16 protein-coding genes are annotated in these 22345 nt (G+C 71.3%); 13 read left to right on the top strand and 3 right to left on the bottom strand.

Features of this window, described 5'->3' with window-relative positions:
• The first annotated feature begins 127 nt into the window (after positions 1-127).
• Together H305_RS0122105 and H305_RS0122100 are read left to right on the top strand one after the other, a co-directional pair.
• Positions 128-829 carry a ribonuclease HII gene (locus H305_RS0122105; protein ID WP_028802303.1) on the top strand — a complete coding sequence of 234 codons (702 nt, stop codon included), beginning with the start codon at positions 128-130 and terminating at the stop codon, positions 827-829.
• 68 nt (positions 830-897) lie between these two features.
• Complete coding sequence (locus H305_RS0122100; protein ID WP_078629178.1) at positions 898-1524, top strand: hypothetical protein; 627 nt, start codon at positions 898-900, stop codon at positions 1522-1524.
• A gap of 547 nt (positions 1525-2071) precedes the next feature.
• Here the strand turns inward: H305_RS0122100 and H305_RS0122095 are convergent.
• Positions 2072-2695: a hypothetical protein gene (locus H305_RS0122095; protein ID WP_028802301.1), complete on the bottom strand. Its 624-nt coding sequence runs from the start codon at positions 2693-2695 to the stop codon at positions 2072-2074.
• 223 nt (positions 2696-2918) lie between these two features.
• Positions 2919-5123 (bottom strand): RecQ family ATP-dependent DNA helicase, encoded by a 2205-nt coding sequence (locus H305_RS0122090; protein WP_234021001.1) that lies wholly within the window; start codon positions 5121-5123, stop codon positions 2919-2921.
• Positions 5124-5637: 514 nt separating this feature from the next.
• On the opposite strand from H305_RS0122090, the gene H305_RS46760 reads away from it, so the two are divergent.
• The 7 genes from H305_RS46760 to H305_RS0122055 all read left to right on the top strand — a co-directional run bounded on the left by H305_RS46760 (position 5638) and on the right by H305_RS0122055 (position 16450).
• Positions 5638-7185 (top strand): DUF4192 domain-containing protein, encoded by a 1548-nt coding sequence (locus tag H305_RS46760; RefSeq protein ID WP_234020999.1) that lies wholly within the window; start codon positions 5638-5640, stop codon positions 7183-7185.
• 372 nt (positions 7186-7557) lie between these two features.
• Positions 7558-9690, top strand: a complete 2133-nt coding sequence (locus H305_RS0122080; RefSeq protein ID WP_234020996.1) for a glycogen debranching N-terminal domain-containing protein — start codon at positions 7558-7560, stop codon at positions 9688-9690.
• Positions 9691-9820: 130 nt separating this feature from the next.
• The gene (locus H305_RS0122075; protein ID WP_028802298.1) at positions 9821-10579 is read left to right on the top strand and encodes an NUDIX hydrolase; all 759 of its coding nucleotides are present in this window, start codon (positions 9821-9823) and stop codon (positions 10577-10579) included.
• Positions 10580-10704: 125 nt separating this feature from the next.
• A complete protein-coding gene (locus tag H305_RS0122070) occupies positions 10705-12495 on the top strand; it encodes an ATP-binding cassette domain-containing protein (RefSeq protein WP_028802297.1) in 1791 nt (596 codons plus the stop codon).
• Positions 12496-12657: 162 nt separating this feature from the next.
• Positions 12658-13545, top strand: coding sequence for a FadR/GntR family transcriptional regulator (locus tag H305_RS0122065; protein ID WP_078629185.1), 888 nt, complete (start codon positions 12658-12660; stop codon positions 13543-13545).
• Between the two features lie 416 nt (positions 13546-13961).
• On the top strand, positions 13962-15497 hold the full coding sequence (locus H305_RS0122060; RefSeq protein WP_037764940.1) for an RNA polymerase sigma factor: 1536 nt from the start codon (positions 13962-13964) through the stop codon (positions 15495-15497).
• A 134-nt stretch (positions 15498-15631) separates the two neighbouring features.
• Positions 15632-16450, top strand: coding sequence for a serine protease (locus H305_RS0122055; protein ID WP_028802294.1), 819 nt, complete (start codon positions 15632-15634; stop codon positions 16448-16450).
• Positions 16451-16558: 108 nt separating this feature from the next.
• Here H305_RS0122055 and H305_RS0122050 read toward each other — a convergent pair whose 3' ends face one another.
• Complete coding sequence (locus H305_RS0122050) at positions 16559-16783, bottom strand: DUF7455 domain-containing protein (protein ID WP_028802293.1); 225 nt, start codon at positions 16781-16783, stop codon at positions 16559-16561.
• A gap of 442 nt (positions 16784-17225) precedes the next feature.
• Here H305_RS0122050 and H305_RS0122045 point away from each other — a divergent pair, with 442 nt between their 5' ends.
• The 4 genes from H305_RS0122045 (at position 17226) to H305_RS0122030 (ending at position 22274) form a co-directional block, all read left to right on the top strand.
• A complete protein-coding gene (locus H305_RS0122045; RefSeq protein ID WP_028802292.1) occupies positions 17226-19349 on the top strand; it encodes a DNA gyrase/topoisomerase IV subunit B in 2124 nt (707 codons plus the stop codon).
• A 569-nt stretch (positions 19350-19918) separates the two neighbouring features.
• Positions 19919-20440 carry a hypothetical protein gene (locus H305_RS0122040; protein WP_028802291.1) on the top strand — a complete coding sequence of 174 codons (522 nt, stop codon included), beginning with the start codon at positions 19919-19921 and terminating at the stop codon, positions 20438-20440.
• Positions 20437-21588 (top strand): sensor histidine kinase, encoded by a 1152-nt coding sequence (locus H305_RS0122035; RefSeq protein ID WP_028802290.1) that lies wholly within the window; start codon positions 20437-20439, stop codon positions 21586-21588. Before H305_RS0122040 ends, H305_RS0122035 begins: the two co-directional genes overlap by 4 nt.
• Positions 21585-22274, top strand: coding sequence for a response regulator transcription factor (locus H305_RS0122030; protein ID WP_028802289.1), 690 nt, complete (start codon positions 21585-21587; stop codon positions 22272-22274). Before H305_RS0122035 ends, H305_RS0122030 begins: the two co-directional genes overlap by 4 nt.
• The last annotated feature ends 71 nt before the right edge of the window (positions 22275-22345 follow it).

Here is a 22345-nt window from a genome sequence, read left to right as displayed (position 1 = left end):
CGACGCTCCCGAGGGGCCCGTTCGGACGGCTGAGCGACAGTCGTGGCGACCCCCGTCGCGCCCCGCGCGTCGCTCGGGCAAACCTGGGTGTCGCAAGGGGCTCCGGGCGGCGTAGGCTGAGGGCGCCATGCCGTACGAACCACCCACTCACACCGTCGAGCGCTCCCTCCGCGCAACGACCGGAGCGAAGATCATTGCCGGTGTCGACGAGGTGGGACGCGGTGCCTGGGCCGGCCCCGTCACCGTCTGCGCCGCCGTCACCGGACTGCGCCGGCCGCCCGAGGGCCTCACCGACTCCAAGCTCCTGACCGTCAAGCGGCGTACCGCGCTCGCGGCGCAACTGGAGAAGTGGGTGACGTCGTACGCCCTCGGGCACTCCTCTCCGGAGGAGATCGACGACCTCGGCATGACGGCCGCGCTGCGCCTCGCCGCCGTACGCGCCCTGGAAGCCCTGCCGGTCCGTCCCGACGCGGTCATCCTCGACGGGAAGCACGACTACCTGGGTACTCCCTGGCGGGTCCGTACGGTGATCAAGGGCGACCGGTCGTGCGTCGCCGTCGCGGCTGCTTCGGTGATCGCCAAGGTCCAGCGCGACAAAATGATGGCCGAACTGGGTATCGACCATGCAGACTTCGGTTTTGCGGCCAACGCCGGGTACCCGTCGCCGGTCCACAAGGCCGCGCTGGAGGAGCGGGGGCCCACCCCGTTCCACCGGTTGTCATGGGCGTATCTTGATGCGCTGCCCCAGTGGCGGCACCTCAAGAAGGTCCGCAGCTGGGCGGACGGAAGCGTTCCGGAGATCGAGGGCCAGCTCGGCTTCGATTTCTGACGATTCCACCCGCACCGATGTGCCACCCGCCGACGCGAGTCGCACCGGCGTTTGATAGATATCAGCTCATGCCTCTCATTCCCGAGGAGCCTCAGATTCACGAGAGTGCCCAGGGTCCCCGCGTCACTCCGGCCACCGGCCGCAGCGCGCAGACCCCCCGCCCCGTACCCGGCCCCCGTCCCGCGGCACCGCCGCGTCCCGGCCGTCCGGGTCCTGTCCGGCCGATGCCGGCGCAACGCACGCCGCGCGAGTCGGCCGTGCCCACGCCGGGACCGTCCGCCCCGAAGGCCGCAGCCGCTGCGGTCGCCCCGCAGATCCAGCTGATCCCGGCCTCGGTCGAGGGGGCGCTGGACGCCGCCGAAGAGGCCGTCGACCTGCTGCTGGAGTCGGGCCGCGCTCCGGGTGAGGTGCTGGTGATCACCACCGGCGACCCGCACCCGTGGGCCGCGCACGAGCTCTCCTTCGGCGAGGCCGCGTACTGGACGCAGCACGACGCGGGCGACGACGTCTTCTACGCCGACGCCTCCGTCGCGGGCCGGGCGGCGTCCCGTCCCGTGGTCGTGGTCGCGGTCAACGGCGGCCCCGACACCGCTGCCGCCACCGCGCTGCCCCTGGCTCACGGCCGGGCCGGTGCCCTGCTGATCGTCTGCGGCGACCCGCAGCAGATCAACTCGGTGCTGGGCGCGGGCGTCTGACCGACTTCCGGACACGGTCCGGGAATCGTTCGGAGGGATGCTGAGGGTGCCGCCGCGGCGGCACCTGCACGGCGGTCCTGGTCGCGGCGCTACCCGCACGGCGGTCGATTCGGCGTACCCGCGAGCGGGTGACGGGCTGTGCCGCGCGCCGCGCCCTTGGTGCGCTGCCGTGGCCGGCAGGCGTCTCGCGGACGGCTCGCCGTGTGCCGCGTGCGTCTTCGGTGTACGTCCGTGACCGTTGGTGAGCGCCTGCTTCGGCCAGGAGCGCCGCACATCCCGGAGGGCGGCTCGGTCGTCCCGCGGTCTCCGCGATGACCCCGATGTCTCCAGGTGGAGGTGGCGCCCTCGGACGGATGGTCGGTCACCTGCACCTCGGCTGACCGTGGTGTGGTCATGAGGCTCGGCCGGCGGATCGGTCGAACCCCTCCCGCACTCGACGGGCGCGAGGTGACCGCCATCGTGCCCGTCGACGACTGCGGCCACTCCTCCTCGCCTGCCGGTGCACCGGCCCCCGGCCCGAAGCGGGCGCCCGCGGGGGCGCCGCCTCTCAGCGGGCGGCTGCCCTGCGAAGGACCTCCGACGCGGCGCCTCCGGTGCGTGGCAGCGGTGGCACCTCGGACAGCGCGAAGGGCTCCGGCGGCGAGTCCGCATTGGGGCGGCGTCCGCCACGGCCCTCGCCGAGCACCTGCCACCCGTCGCGGGTCAGGGTGATGTACGCCCCGCAGCGCAGCCCGTGGAGCGTGCAGGCGTCCCGCAGCCCCCACATCCAGGCCCCGTCCTCCTCCGTCCAACGCGCGTCGCCGTCACGGCAGTACATCAGTACGGCCGTGCGTACCGGCGTGCGGCGGCGCAGGTCGTGCGGGATGACCCGGCGCAGCTGCGACAGCAGCGCGTTGCGGAACATCCAGCCGTCGGCCGGAGCCGGGCGCCGGATGAACGAGGCACTCGCGCTCAGCCGCTCGTCCGGATCCAGGACGGCCACGATGGCGGTCGAAGGCTTGGGCCGGTGCCTGGCGTGCAGCCCGCTGACGACCTCCCGGGGATTGCGCAGCAGCGGAATCCCCGCGGAGGCCCACTCGGCGGGTTCGAGCATCCGGGCCAGTGGGTTGGTGGACGAGTCGGCAGACGTCGGCATGGACGCCGCCGAGGACGGAGCGAATCCGAAGGTCACGGTCCTCCCTTCGGCTACGCGCCCACACAGCGGGCGGGGTCGGACTTGGGGGAGCGCACGCCGCAGCAGAGCCCTACCGGACCACGGGCGAGCCGTGCGGGGAGCGGACCTCAATTCTTCCTGTCGAACTTGGTTGCGGCAACGAGCAATTGGGACGGCAGACCGTTTTCGGGCTATGTGTGACCTATATCCTTGCCCAAGGTTTCGGGAGGGGATGCACGCGTCACGCCTGAACGGCCAGGACCAGGGGCAACACCCCCTGGGCTCCCGCTCTGCGGAGCATGCGCGCGACCACGGCGAGTGTCCAGCCGGTCTCCGTCGCGTCGTCCACGAGCAGGACGGGACCGTGCGCCTCCTTCAAGGCCGCCGCCAACTCGGGCGGTACGGTCAGCGCTCCGTCGAGCGCCTTGAGCCGCTGCGCGCTGTTGCTCCGCGAGATCTGCTGCGCCTCGCCGATGTACTCCACGGAACCCAGCAGCGGCAGCCTGCCGACGTCCGCGATCCGAGCCCCCAAGGACCCGATCAGCTGCGGTCGTCGCCGCGAGGCCACGGTCACGACGCCGACCGGACGGGGCTGTGCGTCGGGCTCCCCCGAAGCCCAGCCGCCGGGCCCCTTCGCCCAGTCCGCCAACACGCCGACGACAGCCTTGGAGACATCGTCCGGAACAGGGCCGTCGGGGGCCTGGGGCGCGAGCATGGGGCGCAGCCGGTTGCCCCAGCCGATGTCCGAGAGTCGTCCCAAGGCGCGCCCGGGCGCGGCCTGTTCGCCGACGGGGATACGGCCCTTCAGGTCGACGCCGACCGCGGGCAGGCCCGTGGGCCACATCTTCCGGGGCTCGACCTCCACACCCGCGCGGCCGAGCTCTCCGCTGGCCGCGTCTAGTGCCGCGGGTGACACGGCGGCCTCGAACCGCGCACCCGTGCAGTTGTCGCAGCGCCCGCACGGCGCCGCACCCTCGTCGTCCAGCTGACGTCGCAGGAACTCCATCCGGCATCCGGTCGTCGCGACGTAGTCCCGCATCGCCTGCTGCTCGGCCGCCCGCTGCTTGGCGACCCAGGCGTAGCGCTCGGTGTCGTAGGTCCATGGGTTGCCGGTGGAGACCCAGCCGCCCTGGACCCTGCGTACGGCTCCGTCCACGTCGAGCACCTTGAGCATGGTCTCCAAGCGGGACCTGCGCAGCTCCACGAGCGGTTCCAGAGCGGGCAGCGAGAGCGGGCGGTCGGCCCGTGACAGCACATCCAGCGTGCGACGCACCTGCTCCTCGGGCGGGAAGGCGATCGACGCGAAGTACTCCCAGATCGCCTGGTCCTCCTTGCCGGGCAGGAGCAGCACTTCGGCGTGCTTCACACCGCGGCCGGCACGCCCCACCTGCTGGTAGTAGGCGATGGGGGAGGAGGGCGACCCCAGGTGCACCACGAAACCCAGGTCGGGTTTGTCGAACCCCATCCCCAGCGCCGACGTGGCGACCAGGGCCTTGACCCGGTTGGCGAGGAGGTCCTCCTCGGCCTGCTGGCGGTCCGCGTTCTCCGTCTTGCCGGTGTACGACGCCACCGTGTGACCGCTCTGGCGCAGGAACGCGGTGACCTCCTCGGCGGCGGCGACGGTGAGCGTGTAGATGATGCCGGAGCCGGGCAGGTCCCGCAGATGCTCGGCGAGCCAGGCCATCCGGTGGGCCGCGTCGGGCAGCCGCAGGACACCGAGGCTCAGGCTCTCCCGGTCCAGGGGCCCGCGCAGCACGAGTGCGTCGGTGCTGGCTCCGGTGCCCAGCTGCTCGGCCACGTCGGCCGTCACGCGCGCGTTGGCCGTCGCGGTCGTGGCCAGGACGGGCACGCCGGGAGGGAGCTCGGCGAGCATGGTGCGCAGGCGGCGGTAGTCCGGCCGGAAGTCGTGGCCCCAGTCGGAGATGCAGTGCGCCTCGTCGACCACGAGCAGACCGGTCGCGGCGGCCAGTCTGGGCAGGACCTGGTCGCGGAAGTCCGGGTTGTTCAGCCGCTCGGGGCTGACCAGGAGGACGTCGACCTCGCTCGCGGCGACCTCGGCCTGGATCGTCTCCCACTCCTCCGTGTTGGAGGAGTTGATCGTCCTCGCGTGGATTCCGGCGCGGGCAGCCGCCTCCACCTGGTTGCGCATGAGGGCGAGGAGCGGCGAGACGATGACCGTGGGGCCCGCGCCCCTCTCGCGCAGCAACGCGGTCGCGACGAAGTACACCGCGGACTTGCCCCAGCCGGTGCGCTGGACCACCAGGGCTCTGCGCTTGTCGGCCACCAGCGCCTCGATGGCACGCCACTGGTCCTCGCGCAGCCGGGCCTCGCCCGGGCGGGCACCGACGAGTCGGGCCAGTACGGCGTCGGCCGCCGTACGCAGGGTCTCGTCGTCCTTGGCAGGCGCGGGGTCTGGGGCTGCGGGTCGCGGGTCTTCGTTGGTCATGGCCCCATGCAACCCGATGGGTCGGACATCGCGCGAATGAGCCGGACGAGCTGTGGACAACTTCTGTCGTGGCCATGCTCGTGGTTGTCCACAGGCTCAAGCGGAACTTCGACATCCGCGGGATGGTCACGGCATGACGAATCACGACGAAGCGACCGGCAGGTCCGGCGACCAGGACATCAGCGGGCTCGGCGGCGCATGCCGTGGACAGGGCGAGTACACCGTGCCTGCGGGACGCGAAGCGCGCACGGATGCCGCGGCTGGGGCCGAGTACTCGGCGCGGGTGGGGTGTGACGGAGGCGATGGTCGAGCGGGAGACGACGACGCCGAGCGTTGCTCGGACGAAGAGGGGAGCGGCGGACAGGTGGCGGATCGGTGCGGGGGCGCGGGCGGCGCCGCGATCGACACGGGCGGTTCCGCCCTTGAGAAGGACGCGGGCGACGGAGGGCCCGCCGTCCGATGGCCGGGCGGTGCCGTGTCGGCTCGACTCGAGAGCGCGAGCGAAGGTGAAGGTGTGAGCGAGGCCGGATCCGGTCGGTTCGTGGGGCCTGGCGCTTCCGACCATTTCGGCGGTCACGGAGTCTCCGCAGCCGTCCAGGGGCCCGGTCCCGGCGGAGGGGAGCACCAGGTCACCCTGCGCACCCCTGCCGAGCTGGCCGACGCCCTGCCCTATCTGCTCGGCTACCGTCCCGAGGACAGCATCGTCCTGGTCGCTCTGCACGACCGGGACCGGCGAGGGCGTTTCGGTGGCCGCGCCCGGCTCGGTATTCCCCGCCACGCGGAGGACTGGCCGTCCGCTGCCGAGCAACTGGCACAGGGGTTGGTGAAGGGCAGCGAGCGCAGGGGCGCCCGGCCCGAGAGCATGGTCCTCTTCCTCTGCCGTGAACCGGAGAGCGGGGAGTCCGGGCAAGAGGTCGTGGAGCGTCTGCGCCCGCTCGCGCAACTGCTGCGGACGGCGTGCGGTCGCCTGGACGTGCCCGTGGTCGAAGGCCTGTGCATCTCCGACGGCCGATTCTGGTCCTACGTGTGCCCGGGTCAGGGGTGTTGTCCGCCCGAGGGGCACACGATGGGCCTGCCCGGAACGTCCGTCCTCGCCGCCGCCGCGACCTACGCGGGACTCCAGGTCCGCGGATCCCTGCGGGAACTGACCGAGCGGCTCCTCCCGTGGGAGACATCGGCCGCACGGGAGCAGGAAGCCGCGCTCGACGCCGCGAGCATGGCGCTCGTCCCGAGGATTCTGGACGAGGAAGGCCGAGCGGCGGTGGCCGAGCAGTCCCTGGCACTGGCGGGGAGGATCATGAAGCGCCTCACCGACACCCCACCGGTGTCGGGGACACGCCCCGCGGACCTGCGTGACGACTCGCTCCTGGAGCCCGAGGAGGCCGCGACGCTGATCCTCGGTCTCCAGGACCGCACAACTCGCGACCGTGCCGCCCAGTGGATGGAGGGTGACGAGGCCGGCCCGGCCCTGCGCCTGTGGCGGGCGCTGGCCCGCCGCTGCGTCGGCCCCTACCGTGAGCACGCGGCGGCACCCCTTACGCTCGCGGGCTGGGTCGCCTGGTCCACGGGCGACGAACTGGAGGCCCGCGAATCCCTGGCGATGGCTCTTGCTGCCGACCCCGACTACCTCTTCGCGCGTCTCCTGCACCAGGCGTGCAACGAGGGACTGGACCCCGAGTCCGTCCGGCGGTGCCTGCGCGCGGAGCGTACGGGGCGTGCCTCCGAAGGACGTGCCTCCGAAGGCGGGGAGGGAGAGCAGGTCGCCGGATGCGCGGCCCCGGTCGTATCCAACGTGGAGGTGCCCGCCGCAGGGACGCCGGAAGCGAAATCCCGTGCGCTCGCTCCCACCACCCGACGTCGGCGCCGGTCACGCTCGGCTGCAGGCGGTGTGGCTCGTCTTTCAGGTCGTCGTAGCGCACAGGCGGCGAACGCCCGCCGACGTCGGCCCACCGACGGGACCTCGCCCAGCGGGGAGGGACCGAGGCGTGCGGAGGCCGAGGCTCTTGGTGGCCCACGCGCGCACCGCGAGGGCGGTCGTAGTGGTGCGGGCGAGGACGACTGAATGGACACGGGCGCCCTTGCCGACCGCTGAGCAGCGGTGCGGGTGCGGGTGCGTGCGCAGGTGCGGGCACGTGTGCGTGCGCGCGGGCCGGGGTGAGTCGCCCGGGGGGCCGCGCCCGGGTCCGACCGGGGCGGGCAGGCCGTACGAGCTGTCCGTCGGTGCACCGCCATTCGGCCGGCCCCGTCCGCAGGGCCACACCGCCATTCGGTCGGCTTCCCCGGCCGAAGGCGTGACCTGGGGTGGGGGCGTTCCGTTCACCTGAGTGGCGGAAGCCGTGGCAGGGCTCCGCCGCCCCTGTGCCCCCGATCCCGACGGAGTCCACCACCCGGCGCCGAGCGCGCTCAAGGCGCACCGAGCGCGGAGGAACTGTCCATGACCTTGCCCATCCCCTCCCCGGCTTCCGGCGAAGACCGTCCGACCACGCGCGAGACGGCAAGGCCCGTCAGTCCTGGGGACAACGCGTCCACCCCGTTCGCCAGAAGTGGCGGTGCCTCGTCCTCCCGTCCGGGAGCGTGCGGGCCCACGGCTCTCCAGGCCGCGCACTCCGTGCCGCGTGGTGCCGGGTATCTGCCGCCTGCTCACACGGCCCTGATCTGTGTGGCGCTGCCGGGACTGGTGATCTCCACGGAGCAGGGGCAGTTGACGGGGCGCGGGTTGGAGGGGGTCTACCGAGCGGGGCGGCGCTTGCTCTCCCGTTGCCAGGTACGGATCGCGGGCCGGGAGCCGCTCGTCGTGCAGGCGCGGATGGTCGGGGCCGACACGGCCCGCTTCGTGGGGACGCTGCGCGCATCCCCCGACGTCGGCCCCGACCCGGATGTGATCGTCGAGCGGACGCGGTACGCGGACGGCACCGAGCGGATCACGTTGCAGAGCGCTGCCGCCCGCACGCTGCGTCTGCCCGTCGAGGTCGCCCTCGGCACGGATCTCGCGGAACTCGGCTCGGTCGCCCTCGGCCGGTCCGGTCCCGAACTGCCCGCCAGCGTCCACGACTCCGGGCTGCGCTGGTCCTGCGCCACCGGGCACTCGGCCGTCACCGCCGACCCTCCGCCCACCGACGCGCTGGCCGCCGCCGGACTGCTGCGCTGGGAGCTCGAACTGCCGCCGGGCGCGACCCGGAGCCTGGAGCTGCGCGTACGGCCGGACAGAGCGGGATCCATCAGGGCAGCGGGACGGAGTCCCGGGCCGTTCGCCGCGCCACATGCGGGGGGCGACGACCCCAGGGCCGGGGCGCTCCTGCGTACGAGCGTCGACGATCTCCGAGCGTTGCTGCTGCGGGACCCCGAGTATCCGGCCGACGTGCATCTCGCGGCGGGGGCTCCCTGGCGGTGCGGCCTGGCGCCGGCCGAGGCGATCGTCGCGGCGCGGATGACGCTTCCGCTCGGTACGCGTCTGGCCGTGGGCACCATGCGGACACTGGCCCGAACCCAACTCACCGGTCCGGGACGCCGGTCCGGCCTGATTCCCGGGCCCCGCCGGGACGCGGGACCGCACCTGCCGCCCGGCTGCACGGCGACAGAAGCGACCCTGTTGTTCCCCGTGCTCCTCGCAGAGGCACGACGCTGGGGACTGCCGGAGCAAGAGGTGGAGGAGCTGCTGCCCACGGCTGAGCGGTGCCTCAAGTGGCTGCGGAGCATGGTCGGCGACGGCGTCTATCTGTCCGACCCGCACCCCGGCGGGGCGCTGCGCTGCGAGACTCAGGTGCACGCACACCGTGCGGCCCTGCTGGGCGCCGACCTCCTCGACGAAGTCGGCCGGCCGGGCGCCCCCGAGCTGCGGCAATGGGCCCAGGAGCTGCGGACCGCGTTCGGTGACGAGTTCTGGATCGAGGACCTGGGCGGCGGCAGACCGGCCGCGGCCCGTACTCGGGACGGGCGCCTGGTGCCGTATCTGGGTTCGGCTGCCGCGAACCTCCTCGACACCGGCCTCCTGGGGTCGGGGGAGCTGGCTCCGGCACTCCTCGACAAGGTGCGGACCGAGCAGCTCGCCCGGCTGCTGGGCGGCCCGGCCATGGACTCCGGCTGGGGGCTGCGCGGCCTGGGCGCCAAGGAGCCGGGGTACAACGCGTTCGGTCACCGTGCCGGTGCCGTGCGAGTCCAGGACTCGGCGATCGCCGTCGCGGGCCTCGCCGCCTCGGGTTACGAGAAGGAGGCGAGTTCCCTGCTCAGGGGCGTACTGGCGGCGGCCGAGGCGTTCGGCCACCGGCTGCCCGAGATGTACGCGGGGGAGCAGCGCACGGAGGGCAGCAGCCCGGTGCCCCATCCGGCGGCCTCCCGGCCGGCGGCCACGGCGGCCGGCGCCGGCGTGCTGCTGCTCACCTCGCTGGCCGGGATCCGTCCGGACGCCCCGGCCGGGACGGTGACACTGCGACCGATCCGGTGCGCACCGCTCGGCGAGATCGTGCTGACGGGGCTGCGGGTCTCCGGCGCCCCGTTCTCCGTGCGCGTCAGCCGGCTCGGTCTCGCCATGGTCGAGGAGGCGGCCGATGGACTGCAGTTGGGGGTGTGAAGCGGCGGTCATGTTCCTGGACGGAGACCGACGCGGGCCGGTCGACGTAGTACCGAGGGAAAGTGGATCAACGGCGTACGCGGCTGACGAAGGAGGTGTTTATCGTCAGGCAGACGACTATGATCGCGGCATGCCCTACGACCCGTCGGCCTTTCCGCCCTTTGCCGTGACCGTGGACCTGGTCGTGCTGACCGTGCGCCGCCATGCCCTGTGCGCGCTGGCGGTACGGCGGGGCGAGCAGCCGTTCCAGGGGCGATGGGCGCTTCCCGGCGGCTTCGTACGGGCCGACGAGGACCTCGCGCAGGCCGCCGCGCGCGAGCTGGTCGAGGAAACCGGGCTACGGGCCCACGACCCGTCCGCGCCTGCGCAGGACAACGGCGCGCATCTGGAACAACTCGCCACCTACGGCGATCCCAAGCGCGACCCCCGGATGCGGGTGGTCAGCGTCGCTCATCTCGCCCTGGCCCCCGATCTGCCCGCGCCCCGGGCGGGCGGTGACGCCAACAGCGCCCGCTGGGCACCCGTCGAGGAGCTGTTGCAGCAGGGCGGCTACGGCCGGGACGGAGAGCAGGCGGCGCCCCTCGCCTTCGACCATGCGCAGATCCTGTCGGACGGTGTCGAGCGTGCCCGGTCGAAGATCGAGTACTCGTCGCTGGCGACCGCGTTCTGCCCGACCGAGTTCACCGTGGGCGAGCTGCGCCGGGTCTACGAGGCGGTGTGGGGTGTGGCGCTCGACCCGCGCAACTTCCACCGCAAGGTGACGGGCACGCCCGGCTTCCTGGTGCCAACGGGCGGTACGACCACGCGCCAGGGCGGTCGCCCCGCCCAGCTCTTCCGCGCGGGCGGCGCCACGCTGCTCAATCCGCCGATGCTGCGCCCCGAGGTCTGAGCTAGGCCTGGAGAAGCAGATCGGGGCGCCAGGGCGAGGGGGTGGCGACGCGAGTTGTCGAGCCCTGTCCGAGACAGGCCGCGAGGTGCCCGGAAAAACCGAATTGTCACGCTATCTTGCTGTGAGTGATCCAGGCCATCGGACTGACCAGCAACCCCCGCAAGGAGCTTCGGGCCGCCGTCGACGACGTGTCCTTCGAGGCGCTCGCGGGCCGTGTCACAGCGGTCCTCGGGGCCCCCGGTGCGGGCAAGACGACGGTGCTGAAGCTCATGCTCGAACTTCAACAGGGCCGCGGCGTCACCTGCTTCAGGGGTCGGCCGCTGCATCGCATCGCGCACCCCTCACAAGAGGTCGGCGTCGTCATGGGGGAGGTGCCCGGCCACCCCGCGCGCACGGTGAGCGGCCAACTTCGCATGCTGTGCGCGGCTGCCGGGGTGCCCGTGCGCCGCGCGGACGAAGTGCTCGAAGTCGTCGGGCTCGCCGGCCTCCGTGACGAGCGCCTGGGCACCCTGTCGCGCGGCATGGACCGCCGCCTCGGGCTTGCGTGCGCGCTCCTGCCGGATCCGCACACGCTCGTCCTCGACGAACCCTCCGACGGACTCTCCGCCCGTGAAGCCCGTTGGCTGCACGGGATTCTGCGCGCCCACGCCGCCCAGGGCGGCACGGTGCTGTTCACCACGAACGACTCCAAGGAGGCCGCACGCACGGCCGACCGGATCGTCACGCTGGAGCAGGGCCGGGTCGTCGCCGACCAGGAGGCCGCCGACTTCGCCCGCACCCGGCTCCGCCCCAGGGTCGCCGTCCGCAGCCCGCACGCCGCCCGGCTCGGCGCGCTGCTGACCAAAGAGGCCCGCTCCGCCAAGCGTTCCGTGGAGGTCGTGCGGGAGGACGGCAACCGGCTCTCCGTGTACGGCAGCACATGCGCCGAGGTCGGGGAGACGGCCTTCCGGCACGGCATCCTCGTACATCAACTCGCCGACGAGATCGGCGACATGAAGCCGGCCCGCGCGCAGACGGAGGAGGGTGGCAGCGGTGGCCCCGGCGACGCGGGAGGGGTCCAGGGTGACGGCGGTACGTCGGGACCGGCCGGGACGCCGCCCTCGAAGGCCGTCTCCCCCCTGCCGCCTCCCATCGCGGTACGCCAGGCCCCGAGCCCGCTGCGTCCGCTGCGCTACGAACTGCGGCGCGCCGCGGGGGTGGGCACCGGCTATGTCACCGCGGCAGCCGTTCTCGTCGCCTCCGCCCTCCTGTCCGTCATCCTGGCCAGGATCGGCCACACGCCCCAGCCGCGCCTGCTGGCCGCGTGGCCGCGGGAATTTCCCCTGCCGCCCGCCGCGCTCGGCGCCGGACTGCTGGGCGCGGTGGCCTTCGGCGAGGAGTTCCGTCACCCCGCGCTGGCCACGGACCGCGGCACCGTCCCGCGCCGTCTGGGGCTGCTCGCGGCCAAACTCCTGCTCGCCTCGGTCACCGCACTGGCCCTGGCCTTCCTCACCGTCGGGTGCGACCTCGAGATGCTCTACCTCGTCTACGGACGGGAGCTCACCGCGATCCCCACGGACTGGCTGTCCCTGACAGTGAGTTGGACCGGGCTGGTGGTGGGCTGCGCCTGGGCGGGGGTGCTGGCCGCGGGTCTCTTCCGGTCCACGACCGCCGGGCTCGCCGCGGTGCTCGCCGTACCGGTCCTCGTCGTACCGCTCGTACAGAAGGTCTGGGAGGGGCCGTCCGTGCGGACCGCCGCCGGATTCCCCTTGAGGCTGCGCGAGCTGGTGATGATGCAGTGGCCGTTCGGGGGGGAGCGTTTCCTGACGGCCGGGGTGCGGATGGTCGCCCAACCCGTGGGCGGTGCCCTGATGTTGTCGCTCACCGCCCTGCTCTGCGCATATCTGCTCACCACGCTGCGAAGCAAGGTCCGATGACGACCGTCCGCACCCTTCCGTTCCCGGTGTGTGCGCAACTCCCCGAAGAACGCCCATTTCTTTCCGATAAGGCGTCAATTGCGACGGGGTGAGCGATCACCCTTTCGTGTGCTTTTCACCAAAGACCTCAAGGGAGTTGGCGACGACGCCGACAAAGGTCACGTGAGTACCCTTGCGCAGACCATGATGACCGCCGCCCGCTCCGCCGACTCCGGCCTCGCCGGACCGGGCGAAATCGACCGCTACCCCTACGCCGAGACCCCCGGTGTCGACCGGGTGGGTGTGCCCGCGTGGGAGAGTGCGGAGCCCGAGCTCGGCCGCGTGGGCCGGCGCGCCGCCGGAAGCCGCGGACGCGGGCTGCACGGCCAACTCGTACAGCAACTGGGGCAGATGATCGTCTCCGGTGACCTGGGTGCGGACCGGCCGCTCGTCCCCGAGGAGATCGGCCAGCGGTTCGAGGTCTCCCGCACCGTCGTCCGCGAGTCGCTCCGCGTCCTGGAGGCGAAGGGGCTGGTCAGCGCCCGCCCGAACGTCGGTACGCGGGTGCGCCCCGTCAGCGACTGGAACCTCCTCGACCCGGACATCATCGAATGGCGCGCCTTCGGGCCGCAGCGCGACGACCAGCGGCGCGAGCTGAGCGAGCTGCGCTGGACGATCGAGCCGCTCGCCGCCCGCCTCGCCGCCGGGCACGGACGTGAGGAGGTGCAGCAGCGGCTCAGCGACATGGTCGAGATCATGGGTCACGCCATGGGGCAGGGTGACTCGCTCACCTTCTCCCGGGCCGACGCCGAGTTCCACTCGCTGCTCATTCAGCTCGCGGGCAACCGGATGCTGGAGCACCTTTCCGGGATCGTGTCGGCCGCGCTCCAGGTCTCCGGCGGACCCGTCACCGGCTGTGACCGGCCGAACGACTCCACCCTGGGGCACCACGCCCGCATCGCCGACGCCCTCGCCTCGGGCGACGGCGCGGCGGCCGAGACGGCCATGCGCCAACTGCTCACCGTCCACCCCGAGGTGGAGCGTGTGGTGCCCGCGCCGCGCGAACACTGATCGCGTACCGGGGGCGGCGCGGCCGGCGATATGCGTCGTGCGCCCTCGAGCGGCATCGCCCGGTCGGCGGACCCCCTCGCCCGTCGGGACCTCGCCGGATCTCTCCCGATCCGGCGAGGTCCGGCGGTGCGAGGTGGTCCGCCGACCATCGGCTGACCTCGTCTGACCGTATCTGGCAGCTTTTGACCGCTTACGGGGTGTGACTCGGGCCACGCAGATTGGGCGTAACGCTCCTCGGGACAGCGCGATGACCTAAGAGGTGACAGCCGAGTAGGGAATACAGAGGCCGCTTGCGGCGCTGTGCCTCTTCCCGGCCTCCGCCCGCGCCGTCGGCCCATCCCCAGTCGGCGGTCGTCGGCTCCTGTCCGCAGTGGACGGGGCCGGAAGCCGTTTTCCAACGTTCCGAGAGGTTGTTCGTGTCGGCCAGCACATCCCGTACGCTCCCGCCGGAGATCGCCGAGTCCGTCTCTGTCATGGCGCTCATTGAGCGGGGAAAGGCTGAGGGGCAGATCGCCGGCGATGACGTGCGTCGGGCCTTCGAAGCTGACCAGATTCCGGCCACTCAGTGGAAGAACGTACTGCGCAGCCTCAACCAGATCCTCGAGGAAGAGGGTGTGACGCTGATGGTCAGTGCCGCGGAGCCCAAGCGCACCCGAAAGAGCGTCGCAGCGAAGAGTCCGGCCAAGCGCACCGCCACCAAGACGGTGGCCGCGAAGACGGTGACCGCCAAGAAGGCCGCCGCCCCCGCCGCCCCGGCCGTGCCTGCCGCCGACGATCCGGCTGAGGACGCGTCCGCCAAGAAGGTCGCTGCCAAGAAGACGACCGCCAAGAAGGCGGTCGCGAAGAAGACGGTCGCCAAGAAGACGGCGGCCAAGAAGACCACCGCCAAGAAGGACGACGTCGAGCTGATCGACGACGAGGCGGTCGAGGAGACCCCGGGCAAGCCCGGAGCCGAGGAGCCCACCGAGGACGGTGCCCAGGGCTTCGTCCTGTCCGACGAGGACGAGGACGACGCGCCCGCGCAGCAGGTCGCCGCTGCCGGTGCCACCGCCGACCCGGTCAAGGACTACCTCAAGCAGATCGGTAAGGTCCCGCTGCTCAACGCCGAGCAGGAGGTCGAGCTCGCCAAGCGCATCGAGGCCGGTCTGTTCGCCGAGGACAAGCTGGCCAACGCGGACAAGCTCGCCCCGAAGCTCAAGCGCGAGCTGGAGATCATCGCCGAGGACGGCCGCCGCGCCAAGAACCACCTCCTGGAGGCCAACCTCCGTCTGGTGGTCTCCCTGGCCAAGCGTTACACCGGCCGCGGCATGCTCTTCCTGGACCTCATCCAGGAGGGCAACCTCGGTCTGATCCGCGCGGTCGAGAAGTTCGACTACACCAAGGGCTACAAGTTCTCCACGTACGCCACCTGGTGGATCCGTCAGGCGATCACCCGCGCCATGGCCGACCAGGCCCGCACCATCCGTATCCCGGTGCACATGGTCGAGGTCATCAACAAGCTCGCGCGCGTGCAGCGCCAGATGCTCCAGGACCTGGGCCGCGAGCCCACCCCGGAGGAGCTGGCCAAGGAGCTCGACATGACCCCTGAGAAGGTCATCGAGGTCCAGAAGTACGGCCGCGAGCCCATCTCCCTGCACACCCCGCTGGGCGAGGACGGTGACAGCGAGTTCGGTGACCTCATCGAGGACTCCGAGGCTGTCGTCCCGGCCGACGCGGTCAGCTTCACGCTTCTGCAGGAGCAGCTGCACTCCGTGCTGGACACCCTGTCCGAGCGCGAGGCCGGCGTCGTCTCCATGCGATTCGGTCTCACCGACGGTCAGCCGAAGACCCTCGACGAGATCGGCAAGGTGTACGGCGTCACGCGTGAGCGCATCCGCCAGATCGAGTCCAAGACGATGTCGAAGCTGCGTCACCCGTCGCGCTCCCAGGTGCTGCGCGACTACCTCGACTAGGCCTCGGCGCCACGTCATATAGAGGGCCCGGCTCCCGTGGGGGAGCCGGGCCCTCGGCGTCTGTGCGGAATGCGTGCTTCCGCCTGCTGGATCACTCTGGGTTTCCCATGAACATCCCAGAGTGAGGAGCGCGCATGTGCCGTCCTTTTGTCTCAGCGCTGGCCCTTGTGGCCGCCACGGCCGTGATACCGCTGGCTTCCCCCGTGCCGGCCGCTGCCGACAGCGTCGTCATAGGTGGATATCCCGTCGAGATCTCGAAGAGTCCGTGGACGGTGGCGCTGGCCAGCCGTGACCGGTTCGGGGGTATGCGGTCGGGGCAGTTCTGCGGGGGAGTGGTGATCAGTCCGTCCAAGGTCCTGACCGCGGCGCATTGCCTGGGTGCGGACGTGTTGGGGACCCCGCCGCGGCAGGTGGCCGATCTGAAGGTCATCGCGGGCCGCGGTGACCTGCTGTCGGACAGCGGCAAGGAGATCGCTGTGCGTGACGTCTGGGTCAATCCCGACTACGACAGCTACACGAATGCGGGGGACTACGGCGTGGTGACGCTGGCGTCACCGCTTCCCGAGAACTCGGTCATCCGCATGGCTCCGTCCGGGGACCCCGCCTACCAGCCGGGTACGGAGGCGGAGGTCTACGGCTGGGGGGACACGACGGGCTTCGGGACCTATCCGCACAGCCTGAGGGCCGCCGGGGTGCAGGTGCTCCCCGACAGCGCCTGTGAGGCGGCCTACCCCGGCGGTGAGGAAGGCACGTACCGGTCGGCGTCGATGCTGTGCGCCGGAGAGGCCGCAGGCGGCCACGACGCCTGCCAGGGGGACAGCGGAGGGCCGCTGGTCGCCCAGGGGAAGCTGATCGGCCTGGTGTCCTGGGGGAGCGGCTGCGGGCGGCCTGGCAGCCCCGGCGTCTACACGCGGGTCGCGGACATCGACCGGGTGCTCGCAAAGAGACGCTGAGCGCCGCAGACGGCGCGCTATGAGTGCGGGCGGCCACTCCCTGTGTCCAGGGGGTGGCCGCCCGGCGTCCGGCCTGTGCCGGCACTCACTCGTCGTCGACGCGAGGTGTCAGCGCTCTTCTTCATTGGCGCTCGCGGTCGTGAGCCGCTCCGTCTCGTCGTGTATCTCGGCGGCGATCTTCTTGAGTTCCGGCTCGAACTTGCGACCGTGGTGGGCGCAGAAGAGCAGTTCTCCGCCGCTCAGGAGGACGACGCGCAGATATGCCTGGGCGCCGCAACGGTCGCAGCGGTCAGCGGCCGTCAGTGGGCTCGCGGGGGTCAGAACAGTAGTCACGTCGCCTCTTCTCTAGCTCGACGAGCTGTCGTACCAGGGTCAACATCCAACCAGGCCGAAAACGTTCCCGCTCGTGGCTTTTCCTCGAAAATTTCTCTCCGGGGCGGCTGTCTGCTGCCGGGTGGCGGCGAATGAGCCGTATCGCAAGTCTTCGTGTCGTACGGGTTCGCGCTGTTTGTCAGGTGGTCTGCCCTCCCGGCTGGGTTGCCGGTTGTTCATGAGGACGTGCCCGGAGCCTAAATGGTTCATGCCTGGAAGGGAACGTGATATGTACTTCACTCAATCGAGGGATCGAACACGCATGCGACTCTGGACTAGTCTGAGTTCATGCGAGGGTGGCGTTACATCGGCTCTACCAGGCCTCGGTACCCTCTGAGCGGCGACCGAAGCCGGGGCCTCACCCAATTGGGTCCCATCTGAAATTCAGCGAGGAGCGAACCGCGTGACCGCCGAAACGTCCGTGCCGTCCACAGCCCTGCTGACCGGAGCAGATCGGGACGGTTCCAACTACACCGCGCGGCACCTGCTCGTCCTGGAGGGGCTCGAAGCGGTACGCAAGCGTCCGGGCATGTACATCGGATCGACGGACAGCCGCGGTCTGATGCACTGCCTCTGGGAGATCATCGACAACTCCGTCGACGAAGCCCTCGGGGGTTACTGCGACCACATCGACGTCGTCCTGCACGACGACGGCTCCGTCGAGGTGCGGGACAACGGCCGCGGCATCCCGGTCGACGTGGAGCCCAAGACCGGCCTCTCCGGTGTCGAGGTCGTCATGACCAAGCTGCACGCCGGCGGCAAGTTCGGCGGCGGCTCCTACGCGGCCTCCGGCGGCCTCCATGGCGTGGGCGCCTCCGTGGTGAACGCGCTCTCCGCCCGCCTCGACGTGGAGGTCGACCGTGGCGGCAACACCCACGCGGTGAGCTTCCGGCGGGGCACCCCCGGGACGTTCAAGGCGGACGGGCCCGAAGCCGCCTTCGACGCGACGGGCGGGTTGCGCAAGCTCAAGCGCATCCCCAAGACCCGCACCGGCACGCGCGTGCGCTACTGGGCCGACCGGCAGATCTTCCTGAAGGACGCCAAGCTCTCCCTCGAGAACCTGCACCAGCGCGCCCGTCAGACCGCCTTCCTCGTCCCCGGCCTCACCATCGTCGTGCGTGACGAGTACGGACTCGGCGAGGGGGGCAGCAAGGGCGAGGAGTCGTTCCGCTTCGACGGCGGCATCAGCGAATTCTGCGAGTACCTCGCCACCGACAAGCCGGTCTGCGACATCCTCCGCTTCTCGGGCCAGGGCACGTTCAAGGAGACCGTCCCGGTCCTCGACGAGCACGGCCAGATGACGCCCACCGAGGTCACGCGCGAGCTCGGCGTCGACGTCGCGCTGCGCTGGGGCACGGGGTACGACACGACTCTGAAGTCGTTCGTGAACATCATCGCCACCCCCAAGGGCGGCACGCACGTGGCCGGCTTCGAGCAGGCCGTCATGAAGACCGTCAACGAGGTGCTGCGCGCCAAGAAACTGCTGCGCGTCGCCGAGGACGACATCGTCAAGGACGACGCCCTGGAGGGGCTCACCGCCGTCGTCACCGTGCGTCTCGCCGAGCCGCAGTTCGAAGGGCAGACCAAGGAGGTCCTCGGCACCTCCGCGGCCCGCCGGATCGTGACGAACGTCGTCAGCAAGGAGCTCAAGGCGTTCCTGACCTCCACGAAGCGGGACGCCGCCGCGCAGGCCCGGGTCGTCCTCGAGAAGGCCGTCGCGGCCGCCCGCACGCGGATCGCCGCCCGTCAGCACAAGGACGCGCAGCGCCGCAAGACGGCTCTGGAGTCATCGTCGCTGCCCGCCAAGCTCGCCGACTGCCGCAGCGACGACGTGGACCGCAGTGAGCTGTTCATCGTCGAGGGCGACTCCGCGCTCGGCACCGCCAAGCTCGCGCGGAACTCCGAGTTCCAGGCGCTGCTGCCGATTCGCGGCAAGATCCTCAACGTTCAGAAGGCGTCCGTGACGGACATGCTGAAGAACGCCGAGTGCGGCGCGATCATCCAGGTCATAGGGGCGGGGTCGGGCCGGACCTTCGACATCGACGCGGCGCGGTACGGGAAGATCATTCTGCTCGTCGACGCCGATGTCGACGGGGCGCACATCCGGATTCTGCTGCTGACGCTTTTCCAGCGGTACATGAGGCCCATGGTCGAGGCGGGGCGGGTCTTCGCGGCGGTGCCGCCGTTGCACCGGATCGAGCTCAGCCAGCCCAAGAAGGGCCAGGACAAGTACCTGTACACGTACTCGGACCGGGAGCTGCGCGAGACGCTGCTGGAGCTCCAGCGCAAGAACGTGCGGTACAAGGACTCGATCCAGCGCTACAAGGGTCTCGGCGAGATGGACGCCGACCAGCTGGCCGAGACGACGATGGATCCGCGCCACCGGACCCTGCGCCGCATCAACATCTCCGACCTCGAAGCGTCCGAGCAGGTGTTTGACCTGTTGATGGGGAACGATGTGGCGCCGCGCAAGGAGTTCATCGCGAGTTCGGCGGCGACGTTGGACCGGTCGCGGATCGACGCGTAGTGGGGCGGGGCGGGGCCGTCTGCCGGGCCGTCTCGCCGTCTGTCCGGCGGGTGGGTCGGGGCCGTGCCGGTGATCCGCCCGTGCAGCCGTCGTGCGGGCCTGTGCCTGCAGGACCTCGATGGGTGCGTGTTGCCGTCCGCAACGGGCATTTGATTCACCGGCACGGCCCCTTCCGTGCGTGGGCTGGGGCCCGCGGGCTCAGGGTCGCGCCCCGCGCGCCCAAGGCCCAAGGCCCAAAGCCCAGGGCCGAGAGTCGAGGGCTCAGGGATTTCAGCCTGGCCCGCACCCTTCAGTCTGTCCGGCGATTGAGGACGGGGCCGTTTCAAGCCGAACGGCGGGTCTGGGGGCGGAGCCTCCAGGGGCATGGGCCGGGTAGGGGCGGAGGGGGCGAGGGGCGTTTGCCGCGGGGCCGCGCCGTGACCGGGGCTCCACCCGTGGGTGGAGGTTGGGGGTGGTGGGAGATCCACCCGGGATCCACCCCGGCTCCGATCTGCTGACCTGCGGATTTCCGTAGCGTCGAAGGCGTCGACAGCACCCGCTGTCGCTCCCCCTCGCCCACGGAGGCCGCGATGTCCGGGCTCGTCGATGCTCTGTTGATCTGCGCCGTTGCCGCACTGGTGATCGAACGCCAGTTCCGCACCCGCAGGATCAGCGACGGCAAGCGCTGGTGGATCGTGCCCGTCGTCCTCGGGGTCATGGCGCTGCGCGATCCCGGGCTGATCGACCCGCACCATCGAGCGGGGGCGATCGTGCTGCTGGGCGCGGAACTGCTGGTGGCTCTGGCGACCGGTGCCGGCTGGGCGTGGACGACGCGCATATGGACGGAGCCGGACGGCTCGGTGTGGAGCCGGAGCACCAAGGCCAGCGTGGCCGTCTGGATCGGGGGCATCGCTTTGCGTGCCGGCCTCTTCGGGACAGGCGTGCTGTTCGGCGTGCATCAGGAGTCCTCGGCGCTGCTGCTGGGTCTCGCCACCACTCTGCTGGTCCGCGCCGGGTTCCTGGCCTGGCGGACCCAGCTCCCGCACCCGACGCGGGCGCAGACCCCGGCGTACGGTGACGGCGTGCCCGCCTCGTGGAAGGAGCGCGTGTGAGCGAGAACGCTTGGACTCGGTGGCCGTCCCGCGAGGCGCTCCTGCGGGTCGGGGTGTCCAGGCCGAGGCGCGTGCTCGGATGGGTCTCGAGGATCGTCGCCCTGGGTGTCCTCATCGCGACGACCTTCACGAAAGCGGGCCTGAGCGGGTGGGAGATCGCTGCGGGCATCGCAGGGATCATGGTGTGCGTGTTCCTGCTGTGGGCGTTCTGGCGGACCACGCTCGAACACCGCCTGTTGCCCTCCCTGGGGCTGCTGACCCTGCTGCTGGCGATCGCGACGGTGGGGCATGGCGTGGGCTTCCGAGTGCCGGCCCTCGTGCTGTGGTGCGGGTGCGCCGTCAGCGCCATCGAGCGGCTGCCCCTCGCGGCGGCACTGCCCGTCACCTCCGTGGCGCTGAGCGCGTACGCGGCGGCCAACGACGACGTGTGGCTGACCACCGCGGCCACCACGGCGGGACTCGCCCTCGCCGGGTATGTGCTGCGCCTGGACGCGGAGGCACGAGGGAGCGCACAGCGACTGCTGGCGCAGGAGCGCGCCGCGCGTGCGGCCGAGGCGGAGTCGGCGGCACTGGCCGAGCGGTCGAGGATCGCGCGGGAGATCCACGACGTGCTGGCCCACAGTCTGTCGGCGCAACTCGTGCATCTGGAGGCGGCCCGTCTGCTGATCGAGCGGGGGGCCGACCGGGATGCGATCCTCGAACGGGTCGTGGCGGCGCGGGGGATGGCCCGGGAGGGGCTCGCGGAGACCAGGCAGGCCCTCTCCGCTCTGCGAGGCGAGATGTCCCCACTGGAGGACTTCCTGAGTGAACTCGTCGCCACGGCGGACGGAGCGGACGTCACCGTGACGGGCGAACGGCATCCGTTGTCCGCTGAGGCCTCGCAGGCTGTGCGCAGAGTCGCGCAGGAGGCCCTGACGAACGTGCGTAAGCACGCCCGGGGCGCAAAGGTCCACATGCATCTCGACTACGGCGAGAGCGAAGTGACGCTGGACGTACGGGATTCGGGAGGCCCGCCGGGCGATCTCAGCGGCTCGGGAGCCGGGTACGGTCTGCTGGGCATGCGGGAGCGTGCCGAGTTGTTGGGCGGCTCGCTGGAGGCCGGGCCGGAGGAGGAGGGATTCGTGGTGACGCTGAGGGTGCCCGTATGACGGAGACGGAGGAGACGGGCAGGAAGCCGGCGCGGGTCGTGGTGGCGGACGACCAGACGGTCGTGCGCGAGGGCATTGTGATGCTGCTGGGCCTGTTGCCCGGGGTCGAGGTCGTCGGAGCGGCGGGCGACGGGGACGAAGCCGTGGCACTGGTCGCCGAACTGGCCCCGGACGTCGTGCTGATGGACCTGCGCATGCCTCGCTGCGACGGTGTGGAGGCCACCCGTCGCATCCGGGCCGAGCACCCGGGCACACAGGTGGTCATCCTCACGACGTACGCGGACGACGAGTCGCTGTTTCCCGCGTTGAGAGCGGGAGCGCGCGGTTATCTCACCAAGGACGCGGGCGGGGACGAGATCGTACGGGCGGTGGAGAGCGTGCTGTCGGGGGACGCGGGGCTCTCGCCGAGCATTCAACGGCGGCTCCTGGAGCGGCTGTCGGAGCCGGCAGCGGAGCCGTTGCCGCCGGCGGAGGGGCCGGACGGGCTGACCGCGCGCGAGACCGAGGTGCTGCTGCTGATCGCCGAGGGGCTCACCAACCAGGAGATCGCCCGCAAGCTGCATGTCTCCACGGCCACCGTGAAGACCCACATCAACAACCTGTTCGCGAAGACGGGGCTGAAGGACCGTGCTCAGGCGGTGCGTTACGCCTTCGGGAAGGGACTCGTCCGGCCACCGGTGGACTGAGTCACCTGATGGGGTGAAGAGCACGGAGAGAAGAGTCCGGGATCTTCCCGATCTGCCCATCCTTGAGCACG

The sequence above is a fragment of the Streptomyces sp. 142MFCol3.1 genome (genome assembly GCF_000424945.1).
Classification (GTDB): domain Bacteria; phylum Actinomycetota; class Actinomycetes; order Streptomycetales; family Streptomycetaceae; genus Streptomyces; species Streptomyces siamensis.
The sequence above is the reverse complement of the archived record's forward strand: the minus strand, read 5'-3'. Positions and strand labels throughout refer to the sequence as shown.